Annotated in this window: 8 protein-coding genes; 3 read left to right on the top strand and 5 right to left on the bottom strand. The window is 60.2% G+C overall.

Annotated features, from left to right (window positions below; translation table 11 throughout):
- Nucleotides 1–26 precede the first annotated feature (26 nt).
- Nucleotides 27–866 carry a 23S rRNA (adenine(2030)-N(6))-methyltransferase RlmJ gene (locus AC1Q6Y_RS10740; RefSeq protein WP_057712298.1) on the top strand — a complete coding sequence of 280 codons (840 nt, stop codon included), beginning with the start codon at nucleotides 27–29 and terminating at the stop codon, nucleotides 864–866.
- A gap of 110 nt (nucleotides 867–976) precedes the next feature.
- On the opposite strand, the gene msrA is transcribed toward AC1Q6Y_RS10740, so the two are convergent.
- From msrA to aceE, 5 genes are all read right to left on the bottom strand, one after another.
- Nucleotides 977–1627 (bottom strand): peptide-methionine (S)-S-oxide reductase MsrA, encoded by a 651-nt coding sequence (gene msrA, locus AC1Q6Y_RS10735; protein ID WP_090452759.1) that lies wholly within the window; start codon nucleotides 1625–1627, stop codon nucleotides 977–979.
- A 219-nt stretch (nucleotides 1628–1846) separates the two neighbouring features.
- Entirely contained in the window at nucleotides 1847–4540 is a 2694-nt protein-coding gene (locus AC1Q6Y_RS10730) for a putative bifunctional diguanylate cyclase/phosphodiesterase (protein ID WP_492624537.1), read from the bottom strand.
- 234 nt (nucleotides 4541–4774) lie between these two features.
- Entirely contained in the window at nucleotides 4775–6169 is a 1395-nt protein-coding gene (locus AC1Q6Y_RS10725) for an alkaline phosphatase D family protein (protein ID WP_492624536.1), read from the bottom strand.
- 275 nt (nucleotides 6170–6444) lie between these two features.
- On the bottom strand, nucleotides 6445–8427 hold the full coding sequence (aceF, locus tag AC1Q6Y_RS10720) for a dihydrolipoyllysine-residue acetyltransferase (RefSeq protein WP_492624535.1): 1983 nt from the start codon (nucleotides 8425–8427) through the stop codon (nucleotides 6445–6447).
- Nucleotides 8428–8438: 11 nt separating this feature from the next.
- Entirely contained in the window at nucleotides 8439–11084 is a 2646-nt protein-coding gene (gene aceE, locus AC1Q6Y_RS10715) for a pyruvate dehydrogenase (acetyl-transferring), homodimeric type (protein ID WP_057712293.1), read from the bottom strand.
- A gap of 383 nt (nucleotides 11085–11467) precedes the next feature.
- Between aceE and glnE the strand changes: the two genes are divergently transcribed.
- A complete protein-coding gene (glnE, locus tag AC1Q6Y_RS10710) occupies nucleotides 11468–14407 on the top strand; it encodes a bifunctional [glutamate--ammonia ligase]-adenylyl-L-tyrosine phosphorylase/[glutamate--ammonia-ligase] adenylyltransferase (RefSeq protein ID WP_492624534.1) in 2940 nt (979 codons plus the stop codon).
- Between the two features lie 203 nt (nucleotides 14408–14610).
- Nucleotides 14611–15645, top strand: a complete 1035-nt coding sequence (waaF, locus tag AC1Q6Y_RS10705; protein WP_057712291.1) for a lipopolysaccharide heptosyltransferase II — start codon at nucleotides 14611–14613, stop codon at nucleotides 15643–15645.
- The last annotated feature ends 1 nt before the right edge of the window (nucleotide 15646 follow it).

Here is a 15646-nt window from a genome sequence, read left to right as displayed (position 1 = left end):
ACTTCCCGGCCTTCGCAGGAGCAGCCATGAATTATCGTCACGCCTTCCATGCCGGCAATCACGCCGATGTGTTCAAACACCTGACCTTGACCCGCCTCATCGCCCTGATGTCGCGCAAGGAGCAGCCGTTTGCCTATCTCGATACCCACGCCGGCATCGGTCTGTATGACCTTCAGGGTGATCAGGCCAATCGTACCGGTGAGTACCTGGAAGGCATTGCGCGTTTGTGGGATCAGCCGGATCTGCCGATCCTGACCGCTGATTACATGCAGGTGCTGCACGAGATGAACCCGGATGGCCAGTTGCGCTATTACCCGGGGTCGCCGGAGCTGGCGCGGCGTCTGACCCGCCCTCAGGACCGTGTGTTGCTCAACGAGAAACATCCGGAAGACGGCGTTTTGCTCAAGGACAACATGGCCGGTGATCGCCGGGTCAAGGTACACCTGGGTGAAGGCTGGCACGTGTCGCGGGCCTTGCTGCCGGTGCCGGAGAAGCGTGCGGTGATGTTGATCGATCCGCCGTTCGAGAAGCTCGACGAGATGCAGCGCTGTGCCGCGTCGTTGAAGGAAGCGATTGGCCGGATGCGTCAGACCGTGGCGGCAATCTGGTACCCGGTGAAGGATCAGCGCGCGCTGCGCCGCTTCTATCAGGACCTGGCCGGTACCGGTGCGCCGAAGTTGTTGCGGGTGGAGTTGCTGGTACATCCGCTGGATACGCCCAACAGCCTGAACGGGTCCGGGCTGGCGATCGCCAATCCGCCGTGGGGGCTGGAGGAAGAATTGCGTGAGCTGCTGCCTTGGTTGTCCGAGAAGCTTGGGCAGACCCAGGGTGGGTGGCGGATGGATTGGTTGATTGCCGAGAGTTGATCTGTAGGAGCGAGCTTGCTCGCGAAGGTCGTGAACGTTAACGCGTAAAACCGGATGCCCAGCGGCGTCCTTTGGTTTTTCGCGAGCGGGCTCGCTTCTACAGTCAGTTGTCAGATCGGGCAGGTCACGCCTGTGCCGCCAATTCCGCAGTAGCCTTCCGGATTTTTCGCCAGGTATTGCTGGTGATACGTCTCGGCAAAGTAGACGGTCGGGGCCTGGTCGATTTCGGTGCTGATTTCACCGAGACCGGCCTTGGACAGCTCGGCCTGGTAGGTTTCCTTGCTCTTGAGCGCCGCGTCCAGTTGTTCCGGGCTAGTGGCGTAGATCACCGAACGGTATTGGGTGCCGATGTCATTGCCCTGGCGCATGCCCTGCGTCGGGTTGTGCAGTTCCCAGAACATCGCCAGCAGTCCTTCGTAGCTGACCTTGGCCTTGTCATACACCACCAGCACCACTTCGGCGTGACCGGTCAGGCCCGAGCAGACTTCTTCGTAGGTCGGGTTCGGCGTGAAACCGCCGGCGTAGCCGACCACGGTGCTGACCACGCCTTCACGCTGCCAGAAGCGGCGTTCCGCGCCCCAGAAGCAGCCGAGGCCGAAGATCGCGAAGTCGACATCTTCGAAGAACGGGCCGAGCAAGGGGGTGTCTTTAAACACAAAGTGCTTTTCAGGCAGGGTCATCGCGGTTTCGCGGCCAGGCAGAGCTTGTTCTTTAGTAGGGAGCACGTTTTTGTTCACCAGAATTTCCGAGCGCAGAACCATGATCAGTCCTCTCAGTCAGGTTGGGTTGTAAATAAACAGACTGTCAGTGTGCCCAATACCTGCCCGATACGCACTACCCCTGTAGGGGGGAGCCTGCTCGCGATAGCGGTGTGTCGGTGTCATGGGGGGCTGACTGGTCCACCGCTATCGCGAGCAAGCTCGCTCCCACAGGTTTTTTGCCTGCCACAGAGTTTATGTCTGCCACAGGTTCTGTATCTGTCAGGCGATTGGGCCACGCGGGTAGCGTTTGAGCTTGTCGATCAGCTCATCGCCCGGGATTGGACGGTCGAACAGGTAGCCCTGGCCGACGTCGCAGCGGTGACGGCGCAGGAACGACAACTGCTCGGCGGTTTCGATGCCTTCAGCCACGACCTTGAGTTTCAGGTTGTGGGCCATGGCGATCACCGCGGAGGTGATTTCCATGTCGTCCTGGTTGTCCGGGATTTCGTGGATAAAGCTTCGATCGATCTTGATGATGTCGATGGGGAATTTTTTCAAGTAACTGAGCGACGAGTAACCGGTGCCGAAGTCGTCCATGGCCAGGGTCAGGCCCAGGCGCTTGAGCTGGTCGAGCTGCAAGTGGGTGTCTTCGGTAGCCTCCAGCAGCAGGCCTTCGGTCAGCTCCAGCTCCAGCAAATGAGCCGGCAGGGCTTCTTCCTTGAGGATGTTGGCAATGGAGGCCACCAGGTCCGGGTCGGAAAACTGCTTGGGCGACAGGTTGATCGCCACTTGCAGGTTGCCCAGGCCGGCGGCGGTCAGCGCTTTGCTCATGCGGCAGGCCTGGCGGGCGATCCATTTGCCGATCGGAATGATCAACCCGGTTTCCTCGGCAACGCTGATGAACTGATCCGGGCGGATCATGCCCTTTTCCGGATGGTCCCAGCGCAGCAGGGCTTCCATCCCCAGCAGGCGACCGCTGCGCAGGCACAGCTTGGGCTGGTAGAACACGTCGAGTTCGTTCTGGGTCAGAGCGCGGCGCAGGTTGTTTTCGACGAACAGCTTGTAGCTGGCCTCGGCGTTCAGCGCTTCGGTGAACACCTGCACCTGATGTTTGCCGTTGGCCTTGGCCTTGTGCAGCGCCAGCCCGGCATTGCGCATCAGGGTTTGCGGGTCGCGCCCGTGCAGTGGCGCGCAGGCCAGGCCCACGGAGCCGGTGACGCTGATCAACTGGTTGTCGACGAACATCGGTTTGTCGAGGGTCGCCAGCAACTGGTTGGCCACTTGCTGGCCCGTCGTGAGGTCGCTGTTGTCCAGCAACACGGCGAATTCGTTACTGGCGAATCGGGCCAGGCTGCCGCTCGGGATCAGGCTGTTGCGCAGGCGCCGGGCGAGGCTGATCAGCAGTTTGTCGCCGGTCTGGTGGCCGAGGCTGTCGTTGATCCGCTTGAAGTTGTCGATGTCCACCAGCAACAGGCTGATCGGCGCGTCGCTGTCCCGGGCGAAGCGCTCATCGAGGTTGCGGATGAACGCCGGGCGGTTGCCGAGGTTGGTCAGGTTGTCGGTGTAGGCCAGGCGCTCGATGCGTTGTTGGGCGAGCTTGGTCTGGGTGATGTCTTCGTAGATGCCGATGTAGTGGGTCAGCTCGCGGTTGTCGCCGTAAACCTTGGAGATCGACAATTGGCCCCAGTAGGGTTCGAGGTTTTTCCGGCGGCTCTTGAATTCACCTTGCCAACTGTTGCTCTTGGCCAGCGCCGAAGGTGCATCGAACAGCAGTTCGCTGAGGTTCTCCAGGGCCGGTAGTTCTGACAGCCGCTGACCGTGCACTTCTTCGGTGGAATATTGGGTGATCGCGGTGAAGCTCGGGTTGACGTATTCCACCACGCCATCGCAGTTGACCAGCAAAAAGGCGTTGGCACTTTGTTCGACCGCGCGCTGGAACAGGTGCAGGGCGCTGGTGGCGGTTCGCCGGTTGTGGTTGCTGATGACCTGGGCAAACTGGTCCGCCAGTTCTCCGGCGAACGCGATTTCATCCGACTGCCAGGCGCGGGTTGCCCCGGTTTGCTCCAGGCACAAAACGCCGACCACCTGGCCATCGACGCGGATACTGGCGTCGAGCATTGCGTTGACGTCCCGCGGGCGCAGGCTTTCGGCCATCTCCCGGGTGCGTGGGTCGCGCATGGCGTTATGGGCGTCGATGGCTCGGCCGGTGTGCAGGGCGTCGAGGTAATCGGGGAAAAGACTGACGTCGATCGGTTGCGGCAGCAGGTATTCCTGATTCGTGCGGTGATAGGCCGAGATCGGCACCAGCATCGAGCCTTCGAGGTGCCACAGGCTGGCACTGTCGATTTCGTAGATGTCGCAGGCGCTGCGGGTGATCAGTTCGGCGGCTTCGCGCAAGGAGTTGTTGCTGCTGTAGCGTTGACGGGTGAGTAGCAGGATCAGATCCTGCTGGGCCCGCACCCGCTCCAGATGCAGCAGTTGCTCCTGCTGGGCACGCTGATTGAGTTCCAGGGCGATTTGCAGGCGCGAGTTCTGGGTTTCAAGGTCCATGGCCGGTTGCAGCGGGTCATCCTCGAACAGGCCGTCGATGACCAGCAGGTAGCCGCGCAACAGGTGTCGATTGTGTTGTTTGTAGGCTTCGCCCAGCTCCAGCAGAGTCAGGGAGCCAGCGGCGGTGTGCAGGGTATAGCGGATCAGGTAGTGCGGGCTTTCAGTCAGCTGTTGCTGGACTGCGTCGTGCAGTTGATAGCGCGCTAGCGGCTCCATCAGGCTGGCGTAGGGCGAGCCCACCAGCGCACACAGTTCCACGGCTGGCAGGCCGAACTGGCGTTCGCAATTGGGATCGAGAAACAGCAGCGCCCAGCTGGGTTCATTAAGCCGTTCGAAACGCAGCATGCCGAGCCGCGAGGGCACAGGCAACTGCGTCACTACCTCGGCCACCATACGGCTGGCGGCATCGGGCTGGCTTTTCATGGAGGGAAACTCGCTTCGAATATGCTGAACGCGCTGGGCTCTCGCCCTCTTTACTGTTGCCTGCGGCAAGGTTGCATCATTGCGACACCGACTGACAAGAGAGATGAAGGCCAAGTGCTATAAGAATATGTCGGCAGACGACAAGTTTTCTTCAGTCCGTGGCAGAAAGTATTGCCAGTCGCTGAAAAATCGCAGTTTTGCAAGTATTGCCAGTGACTGCGATCTGTTTCCGGGTCAGCGAATCGGGATGCCAATGGACTGCAAATGCTTGCCCTCCCGGTCGTGGAAATTCACCTGAAGCTGCCCGGCATCGACGACCAGGTGTGCAAAATTATCCTGGCTGATCACCTTGCTGGTCAGTTCATGTCGATAGTCGCCTGCGGCGGTGCGGACCAGGGGGTGATCGAGGACGAATGTGGCGGTCGTGGCATAGGGCAGCATTTTGCTGTTGCACAGCGGTGACGAGACGATGGTGTGGACCTCGAAGTCTGGATCCTCACTGTGGCTCAGTCGACTGGTCAGCGAGCCGTGGACATCGCCGGAAATGAAGAAGACATTCTTGATGCGGTGTGTGCGAATGGTCTCCAGCAACCGTAGCCGTTGTTCTGGAAAGGCCTGCCAGGCGTCATCATCCGTGCGTTTGCGGTCAGGGTAGAACATGACACTGGTGACCACGAATTTGACCCGTGCCGGGCTGTGGATCAGCCAGTCGCACAAGGCTTGTTCCTGGGCTGCGTCGAGAATGCGTCGGTCAGTGGCCGACAGATTGCGTCGGGTCCGACTGTCGGTAACAAACCATTCGATATCACCTTCAGTAAATTGATACCAGTATTTGTCCAGTCGTTTATTTGTCAGTCCATCATCAGTTAGTGCATGGGCAGGACTATGACTGGCCTGATACAACTCATAGGCCCTGATTGCGTTTGCATATAAGTAATCATCGGACTTGCTCTTGTTGGCGGGCCAGTTGTCCTCTATTTCATGGTCGTCAAGGATCATGTAAGTGGGCAGATTGGACATTAATCTGGCGATATTGATCTGCGAAAACGCCACGCGATATTTATGGAGGATTTCCTTGAGTTCCCGATCAGGGGCAATAATGTTCAAGTCATCGACATAGATTTGGTCTCCCGTCATCACCAGCGCGCTGACGGGAGGACTGGCTTGCTCCACCAAACGTGAAATCGAAGCAAAGACTCTGTCACCCAGATGAGGGGCGGATGCTATGCCTGCGGTCATGCGCAGGTATCGGCAAGAGCCGACAATGTAGGCCCTTGGCAGGCTGGCCTGGCTGGAACGGGTACGCAAGTGATAAACCTGCCGTGACCATTGCAGCGGCAGTTCCTTCACCGTGTCGACGGTGTGCGCAGGGCTGGTCAGGCTGAACCACCCGGCCTGATATTCATAGTCGGAGTCGGCGGACAGGTTGTTCAGCACGATAACTTCGCACATGTCGTGCTCGGGTTCGAGTTTCGCAAAGTTACCTTTTGACCAGTGATCTTCACCTTGTCGTCTATAACGAATGCCAGCAAATACCAAAGTGTTTTTGTTGTGTTCGCCGCGTAAAAAAATACGGGCGTGATTAGTTGTGGTGTGGCCAATAATCGGGCCGACAGTGGGTTTGAACATGTTTGAGTCCATTCGGCTGCTAATGAATTAGTCAGATGGTTGTTTCGGATGTAATAAGTAGTCTTCCAGCCAAGACTAGTTATTTGGCCCGAAAAAATATCTGGCAGAAATGGACTCGAGTTGTGGGCGGTATCAGCCACAAATGTAGGAAGACGTTTTAAGTAATAACTTCAGGCAAAAAAAAGCCCCGCCAAATTGGCGGGGTTGAGGTACGAGCATGGCGCTCGGAAACGTGGAACGCAACAGGCCCTCCGGAGAAGGAGGGCCGGTCGGTGTTACAGGAGCATGGTGCGGATGTCGCCCAGCAGATCGCTCAGACGCTTGGTGAAGCGTGCAGCAGCGGCGCCGTTGATCACACGGTGATCGTAGGACAGCGACAGCGGCAGCATCAGTTTCGGCTGGAAGGCTTTGCCGTCCCAGACTGGCTGGATGGTTGCCTTGGAAACACCGAGGATCGCCACTTCCGGCGCGTTGACGATCGGCGTGAAGCCGGTGCCGCCAATGTGGCCGAGGCTGGAAATGGTGAAGCAGGCGCCTTGCATCTCGTCCGACGAGAGCTTCTTGGTCCGGGCTTTTTCAGCCAGGGAAGCAGCCTCGGCGGCCAATTGCAGCAGGCTCTTCTGGTCGACGTTCTTGATGACCGGTACCAGCAGGCCATCCGGGGTGTCGACGGCGAAGCCGATGTTCACGTATTTCTTGCGGATGATCGCTTTGCCGCTTGGCGCCAGCGAGCTGTTGAAGTCCGGCAGTTCCTTGAGCAGGTGCGCGCAGGTCTTGAGCAGCAACGGCAGGACGGTCAGCTTGACGCCGGCCTTCTCTGCAACGGCTTTCTGGGCAACACGGAACGCTTCGAGCTCGGTGATATCCGCCGAGTCGAATTGCGTCACGTGCGGTACGTTCAGCCAGCTGCGGTGCAGGTTGGCGGCGCCGACCTGCATCAGACGGGTCATCGGCACTTCTTCGATTTCACCGAAGCGGCTGAAGTCCACGACCGGAATCGGCGGGATGCCCGCGCCACCGGTTGCACCAGCAGCAGCGGCCGGTGCTTCCTTGGCCTTCTGCATCATGGCTTTGACGTAAACCTGCACGTCTTCCTTCAGGATGCGACCGTGCGGGCCGCTGGCGCCAACGGCGCTCAGCTCGACGCCGAATTCGCGGGCCAGTTGACGCACGGCAGGGCCGGCGTGAACTTTGGCGCCTGGCTTGGCTGGAGCAGCAACCGGGGCAGCAGCAGGAGCAGCGGCAGCCGGAGCAGCAGCGACTGGAGCCGGAGCGCTCGGAGCGCTCGGAGCAGCAGCGGCAGGTGCGGTCGCAGCAACAGGTGCAGCAGGAGCGGCGCCTTTGACTTTCAGTTTCAGGATCAGGTCGCCGGTTCCGACTTCGTCGTCGAGCTTGATGGAAACGCTTTCCACCACGCCAGCGGCTGGCGACGGGATTTCCATGCTCGCCTTGTCGGATTCCAGGGTGATCAGCGACTGGTCGGCCACAACGGTGTCGCCGGCCTTGACCAGGACTTCGATGATCTTGGCCTTGCCCGCCGAACCGATGTCCGGAACATGGATGTCCTGAACGCTGTCGGCCACTGGAGCGGCCGGGGCTGCGGCAGCAGCAGGTGCAGCGGCGGGTGCCGGAGCGGCAGCCTGGGCCGGAGCAGCAGCCGGTGCAGCAGCACCCGCCACTTCCAGATCCAGGATCAGGTCGCCGGTGCCGACTTCGTCGTTGAGCTTGACGCTGATGGCCTTGACCACGCCAGCGGCAGGCGACGGGATTTCCATGCTCGCCTTGTCGGACTCCAGGGTGATCAGCGACTGATCAGCCGCGACGGTGTCGCCGACCTTGACCTGGATCTCGATGATCTGGGCCTTGCCCGACGAACCGATGTCCGGCACGTGCACTTGCTGAACGCTGGCAGCGGCCGGCGCAGCAGGAGCAGGAGCAGGAGCAGGAGCGGCGGCAGGTGCAGCAGCCGGTTTGGCTTCAGCCTTGGCCGCCGGTGCGGCAGCCGCAGGGGCCGCAGCAGCGGCACCTTCGACTTCCAGCTCCAGCAGTTCGTCGCCTTCTTTCAGGCGATCGCCCAGCTTCACTTTCAGGCTCTTGATGATACCGGCCTTCGGCGCAGGCACTTCCATGCTCGCCTTGTCCGACTCAAGTGTCAGGATGCTCTGGTCGGCTTCGATACGGTCGCCGACCTTCACAAACAGTTCAATTACTTCACCTTCACCGCTGCCGATGTCAGGTACGCGAATGAGTTCGCTCACAGAATCTCTCCTCAGCAGTCCAGTGGGTTGCGTTTTTCCGGGTCGATCCCGAACTTGGCGATGGCTTCAGCCACCACTTTAGGTTCGATATCGCCACGGTCAGCCAGTGCTTCCAGGGCTGCCAACACCACGAAATGACGGTCGACTTCGAAGAAATGACGCAGTTTCTTGCGGCTGTCGCTGCGGCCGAAACCGTCGGTGCCCAGGACTTTGAATTCCTTGGACGGTACCCACTGACGGATCTGCTCGGCGAACAGTTTCATGTAGTCGGTAGAGGCAATGACCGGACCTTGACGGCCGTTCAGGCACTCTTCCACATAGCTCAGCTTAGGCTTCTGGCCAGGGTGCAGACGGTTGGTGCGCTCAACGGCCAGGCCGTCGCGACGCAGTTCGTTGAAGCTGGTAACGCTCCACACGTCGGCGCCGACGTTGAACTGTTCACGCAGGATCTTCGCTGCTTCACGGACTTCACGCAGGATGGTGCCGGAGCCCATCAGCTGAACGTGGTGCGCCGCTTCGCGGTTGTCTTCTTCGAGCAGGTACATGCCTTTCTTGATGCCTTCTTCGGCACCGGCCGGCATGGCTGGCTGCTGGTACGACTCGTTCATCACGGTGATGTAGTAGAAGACGTCCTGTTGCTCTTCGGTCATCTTCTTCATGCCGTCCTGAATGATCACCGCCAGCTCGTAGCCGTAGGTTGGATCGTAGGTGCGGCAGTTCGGGATGGTCGCGGCCAGCAGGTGGCTGTGACCGTCTTCGTGTTGCAGGCCTTCACCGTTCAGGGTGGTACGGCCGGCGGTGCCGCCGATCAGGAAACCACGGGTGCGGCTGTCGCCAGCGGCCCAGGCCAGGTCGCCGATACGCTGGAAGCCGAACATCGAGTAGAAGATGTAGAACGGCAGCATCGGCTGGTTGTGGCTGGAGTATGAAGTACCGGCAGCGATGAAGGAGCTCATGGCGCCCGCTTCGTTGATGCCTTCTTCGAGGATCTGGCCCTTCTGGTCTTCCTTGTAGAACATCACCTGGTCTTTATCGACTGGCTCGTAGAGCTGGCCGACGGAGGAGTAGATGCCCAGCTGACGGAACATGCCTTCCATACCGAAGGTACGGGCTTCGTCCGGGATGATCGGTACGATGCGAGGACCGATTTCCTTGTCCTTGACCAGTTGTGCGAGGATCCGCACGAAGGCCATGGTGGTGGAGATTTCGCGGTCGCCCGAGCCGTCCAGGATCGCCTTGAGGGTTTCCAGTGGCGGGGTCGGGATGTTGAAGCTCTTGGCGCGACGCTGAGGTACGAAGCCGCCCAGTGCGGTACGGCGCTCGCTCAGGTAACGGGCTTCGGCGCTGCCTTCTTCCGGTTTGAAGAATGGCAGGTTTTCCAGTTCATCGTCCTTGACCGGGATGTCGAAGCGGTCGCGGAACAACTTCAGGCTGTCGACGTCGACTTTCTTGGTGTTGTGCGCAGTGTTCTTCGCTTCGCCGGCACCGGTGCCATAACCCTTGATGGTCTTGGCCAGGATGACGGTCGGTTGTTCTTTGTGGTTGACCGCTTCGTGGTACGCCGCGTAGACCTTGTACGGGTCGTGGCCGCCACGGTTGAGCTTCCAGATCTCGTCGTCGGACAGATCTTCGACCATCGCCTTGAGTTCTGGCGTGTTGAAGAAGTGTTCACGTACGAACGCGCCGTCTTTGGCTTTGTAGTTCTGGTACTCGCCGTCGATGACTTCGTCCATGCGGCGTTGCAGGATGCCGTCGACGTCCTTGGCCAGCAGTGGGTCCCAGAAACGGCCCCAGATGACTTTGGTCACGTTCCACTGAGCACCGCGGAACACGCCTTCGAGTTCCTGGATGATCTTGCCGTTGCCGCGAACCGGGCCGTCGAGGCGCTGCAGGTTGCAGTTGATGACGAAGATCAGGTTGTCCAGCTTTTCGCGGCCGGCCAGGGAGATAGCGCCCAGGGATTCCGGCTCGTCGCACTCGCCGTCGCCCAGGAAGCACCAGACTTTCTGTTTGCCTGGCTGGATGAAGCCGCGGTGTTCCAGGTACTTCATGAAGCGTGCCTGGTAGATCGCCTGGATCGGGCCCAGACCCATGGATACGGTCGGGAACTGCCAGAAGTCAGGCATCAGCCAAGGGTGCGGGTAGGACGACAGGCCCTGACCGTCGACTTCCTGGCGGAAGTTGTTCATCTGGTCTTCGGTGATGCGGCCTTCCATGAATGCGCGGGCGTAAACGCCTGGCGAGGTGTGGCCCTGGAAGTAGATCAGGTCGCCGCCGTGTTCTTCGGTCGGGGCCTGGAAGAAGTAGTTGAAGCCGATGTCATACAGGGTCGCACTGGAGGCGAAGCTGGAGATGTGACCGCCGAGGTCAGAATCCTTCAGGTTCGTACGCATTACCATGGCCATCGCGTTCCAGCGTACCAGCGAGCGAATGCGGCGTTCCATGAACAGGTCGCCAGGCATGCGTGCTTCGTGGGTTACCGGGATGGTGTTGCGGTAAGGCGTGGTGATGGCGTAAGGCAACTGCGAACCGCTGCGGGTCGCCAGTTCACCCATACGGGTCATCAAATAGTGAGCACGGTCTTCGCCTTCTTTGTCGAGAACCGATTCCAGGGCGTCCAGCCATTCCTGGGTTTCGACGGGATCGAGGTCTTGCATGGCTTGCTCCAGGGCGGAAAGGCTACCAGAATCGGTTGCCTGAGTTAGCGACTGGCCTTGTGGGCAGACGTTATGAATTCTTGGATTGCCGACAGGTTGTTCCGGCGGCGTGTAGTTTTACTACAAATCATCCGGCATTTCAGCCCGTCTAATGTATATACGAGTAGTAAAACTACAGAAGAGCGGCTTGTGGCCCCCGGCTGCGTTGTGAGAATAATCGTTAAGGTTGGTCTTTTCCCAACTACAAAAGGTAAAAGCTTGATGCTGACTGCCAAAATAAAAGAAATTTCAGCTATTTCTAACTTTTGTTCGACACTCCCTCAGGTAGTGGGTTTTCGAAAACCACTACATGCAGCCCGTTGCACGCCGATCAAGGATAGACCATGAGCCTCCCCTCGCTTGCCGAACTGCCCGCCATTCTCCTGCCGTTTGTCACCCGTGCCGAGCAGTCGTTCCGCGCTGCCGTCGCCGCTCTGGACGATGACCACGGGCTGTCCGCCTGGACGCCGGAACGCTGGGCGCAATTTGCCCGCGTCACCGCCGCCAGCGATTTCGTGATTGAACAGTGTGTTCGTGACCCTTTGATGTTGCTGGGGCTGGTGCAGTCCGGCGAACTGGACCGCGGCTTCGCTCCCGGTGAGTTGTGCGGGCAGATCGCGGCCGCCGCGAACGTGGCCGAGACCGATGATCAGCTTGGCCGCGCCTTGCGCCGCCAGCGTGCACGCCATCAGGTGCGGATCATCTGGCGCGACCTGACCCGCCAGGCCGATTTGATCCAGACCTGCCGCGACCTTTCGGACATGGCCGATGCCAGCATCGATCAGGCCTATCAATGGTTGTACGTGCGGCATTGCCAGCAGTTCGGCGTGCCGACCGGGCGGCGCAGCGGCGAACCGCAGCAGATGGTCATTCTCGGCATGGGCAAGCTCGGTGCCGTGGAGCTGAACCTGTCATCGGACATCGACCTGATTTTTGCCTATCCCGAGGGTGGCGAAACAGTTGGCGTCAAACGCCCGCTGGATAACCAGGAGTTCTTCATCCGTCTGGGCCAGCGGCTGATCAAGGCCCTGGACCCGATGACCGTCGACGGCTTTGTATTTCGCGTCGACATGCGTTTGCGTCCCTACGGTTCGGCGGGCGCGCTGGTGCTGAGCTTCAACGCGCTGGAGCAGTATTACCAGGACCAGGGGCGCGACTGGGAACGCTACGCGATGATCAAGTCGCGGGTGGTGGCCGGGGATCAAGTAGCCGGCGCGCAACTGCAAGAGATGCTGCGGCCATTCGTTTACCGGCGTTACCTCGACTTTTCCGCCATCGAAGCGCTGCGCACCATGAAGCAGCTGATCCAGCAGGAAGTGCGGCGCAAGGGCATGGCCGACAACATCAAGCTCGGTTCCGGCGGTATTCGCGAAGTCGAGTTTATTGCCCAGGCGTTCCAGTTGATCCACGGCGGCCGCGATCTGAGCTTGCAGCAGCGCCCACTATTAAAGGTATTGAGCACGCTGGAAGGTCAGGGGTACCTGCCGCCGAACGTGATCAGCGAGCTGCGTGAAGGTTACGAATTCCTGCGTTACACCGAACACGCGATTCAGGCGATTGCCGATCGCCAGACGCAAATGTTGCCCGATGGCGAGCAGGATCAGGCGCGCATTGCCTTTATGCTGGGCTTCGCGAACTGGACGGCGTTCCACGAACAACTGATGTATTGGCGCGGCCGTGTGGCTTGGCACTTCGGGCAGGTGATCGCCGATCCCGATGAAGAACAGGGCGCCGAAAGCGAAGTGGTGGTCGGCGGTGAGTGGTTGCCGCTGTGGGAGGAGGCTCAGGACGATGAGGCCGCTTGCCGCCAACTGGAAGAGGGTGGTTTCAAGGATGCCCCAAAAGCCTTGAAAGCCCTGGCCGGCTTGCGCAGCAGCCCGCAATTGAGGGCGATGCAGCGTCTGGGGCGCGAGCGTCTCGATGCTTTTATTCCGCGGCTGCTCGCGCAGGCCGTGGAACATGACAACCCGGACCTGGTACTGGAACGGGTGCTGCCGCTGGTCGAAGCCGTGGCCCGTCGTTCCGCGTACCTGGTGCTGTTGACCGAGAACCCCAGTGCGTTGCGGCGTTTGCTGACGCTGTGTGCGGCGAGCCCGTGGATCGCCGAGCAAATCACCCGCTTCCCGCTGCTGCTCGACGAATTGCTCAACGAAGGCCGGCTGTTCAAGCCGCCACTGGCGCCAGAACTGGCGGCAGAGTTGCGCGAGCGCCTGACACGGATTCCCGAGGACGACCTCGAACAGCAAATGGAAGCTCTGCGCCATTTCAAGCTGGCGCACCGCCTGCGAGTGGCCGCCTCGGAAATCGCCGGCAGCCTGCCGCTGATGAAAGTCAGCGATTACCTGACCTGGCTCGCCGAGGCGATCCTGGAGCAGGTGCTGGCACTGGCCTGGCGGCAAACCGTGGCCAAGTACGGCACGCCGCTGCGCACCGATGGCACCTTGTGCGATCCCGGCTTCATCATTGTCGGTTATGGGAAAGTCGGCGGCCTGGAACTCGGGCATGGTTCGGACCTGGACCTGGTATTCATCCACGACGGCGATCCGCAGGCTGAAACCGATGGCATCAAACCCATCGATGGCGCGCAATTTTTCACCCGATTGGGGCAACGGATCATTCACTTGCTGACGGCGCAGACCAACTCCGGGCAGTTGTATGAAGTGGACATGCGTCTGCGACCGTCCGGGGCGTCGGGCTTGCTGGTGAGTTCCCTGGGCGCGTTTGCCCGCTATCAGGAAAACGAGGCCTGGACCTGGGAGCATCAGGCATTGGTGCGCGCGCGGGTGTTGGTGGGCAGTCAGGATGTCGGCCAGGCCTTCGAGAAAGTCCGTGCCGCGATATTGGGTAAAACACGTGATCTGCCGACCCTGCGCCAGGAAGTCAGCGAGATGCGTGCCAAGATGCGCGATAACCTCGGCAGCAAGAGCACCGCGGCCGGCACCGGGGCAAATGCCTTCGAAGCCACGGCGCCGTTCGATATCAAGCAGGACGCCGGAGGTATCGTCGATATTGAATTTATGGTGCAATACGCGGCCCTGGCGTGGTCCGAAACACACCCGCCATTGCTACGCTGGACGGACAACATCCGCATTCTGGAAGAGCTGGAGCATGAAGGGCTGATGCCCGTCGAAGATGCCAGCCTGTTGCGTGAAGCGTATAAAGCGTACCGTTCCGCTGCCCACCGGCAGGCCTTGCAGAAGGACCCCGGGGTGATCCCGGGCGATCAGTTTGCGGACGAACGGCGGCAGGTCATGCGGATCTGGCGTGAGCTGGGGCTAAGCTGAAACGGGATATTTGATACGCCAATATTCCCTGTAGGAGCGAGCTTGCTCGCGATGGTCGTTAACGATAACGCGGCGAGCCTGACACCCCGCGGAGTTCTCGGGTTCATCGCGAGCAAGCTCGCTCCTACAGTAGATTTGCGTTGTTCTGTAGAATTTTCGAGGCGGGGAGGCGTAGGCCTCCCCGGTTCGTTTATGGAAACCACATGAAAATTCTGATCGTTGGGCCCAGTTGGGTCGGTGACATGGTGATGGCGCAGACACTTTTCCAGTGTCTGAAACAACGCCACCCGCAATGCGAAATCGACGTGCTGGCCCCCGAGTGGAGCCGGCCGATTCTTGAACGCATGCCCGAAGTTCGCCAGGCCTTGAGCTTTCCGCTCGGTCACGGTGTCCTGGAGCTGGCAACGCGTCGGCGCATCGGCAAATCCCTGGCTGGCCAGTACGACCAGGCGATCCTGTTGCCCAATTCCCTGAAGTCGGCGCTGGTGCCGTTCTTTGCCGGCATCCCGAAGCGCACCGGCTGGCGTGGCGAGTTTCGCTATGGCCTGCTCAATGACGTGCGCACGCTGGACAAGGATCGTTATCCGCTGATGATCGAGCGCTTCATGGCCCTGGCTTACGAGCCGGGCTTTGAGTTGCCAAAGCCGTATCCACGTCCGAGCCTGCAGATCGACCCGGTTACCCGCGAAGCGGCGCTTGCCAAGTTCGGCCTGACCCTCGACCGCCCAGTGTTGGCCCTGTGCCCCGGCGCCGAGTTTGGTGAGTCCAAGCGTTGGCCGTCCGAGCATTACGCCAAGGTTGCCGAAGCGAAGATCCGCGAAGGCTGGCAAGTCTGGCTGTTCGGTTCGAAAAACGACCACGCCGTGGGCGAAGACATCCGCGCGCGGCTGATTCCCGGCCTGCGTGAAGAATCGGTCAACCTCAGCGGCGGCACCTCGCTGGCCGAAGCCATCGACCTGATGTCCTGCTCCGATGCGGTGGTGTCCAACGACTCCGGCCTGATGCACGTTGCCGCCGCGCTGAATCGCCCATTGGTGGCAGTCTACGGCTCGACGTCGCCAGGTTTCACGCCACCGTTGGCCGAGCACGTCGAAGTCGTTCGCCTGGGCATCGAGTGCAGTCCATGCTTCGACCGCACCTGCCGTTTCGGCCATTACAACTGCTTGCGCCAACTCATGCCGCAAGCGGTGAACGAAGCCCTGCAGCGGTTGCAAGGCACTCCGGTCGAGGTCAAATAGC

It is taken from the genome of Pseudomonas sp. GW823-FHT06E10 (genome assembly GCF_058794995.1).
This window is presented reverse-complemented; position numbering and strand designations above follow the sequence as displayed.

Coding starts and splice junctions, on each gene's coding strand:
- AC1Q6Y_RS10740 (WP_057712298.1), top strand. CDS start 27: ATGAATTATCGTCACGCCTTCCATGCCGGCAATCACGCCGATGTGTTC.
- msrA (WP_090452759.1), bottom strand. CDS start 1,627: ATGGTTCTGCGCTCGGAAATTCTGGTGAACAAAAACGTGCTCCCTACT.
- aceE (WP_057712293.1), bottom strand. CDS start 11,084: ATGCAAGACCTCGATCCCGTCGAAACCCAGGAATGGCTGGACGCCCTG.
- AC1Q6Y_RS10725 (WP_492624536.1), bottom strand. CDS start 6,169: ATGTTCAAACCCACTGTCGGCCCGATTATTGGCCACACCACAACTAAT.
- waaF (WP_057712291.1), top strand. CDS start 14,611: ATGAAAATTCTGATCGTTGGGCCCAGTTGGGTCGGTGACATGGTGATG.
- glnE (WP_492624534.1), top strand. CDS start 11,468: ATGAGCCTCCCCTCGCTTGCCGAACTGCCCGCCATTCTCCTGCCGTTT.
- AC1Q6Y_RS10730 (WP_492624537.1), bottom strand. CDS start 4,540: ATGAAAAGCCAGCCCGATGCCGCCAGCCGTATGGTGGCCGAGGTAGTG.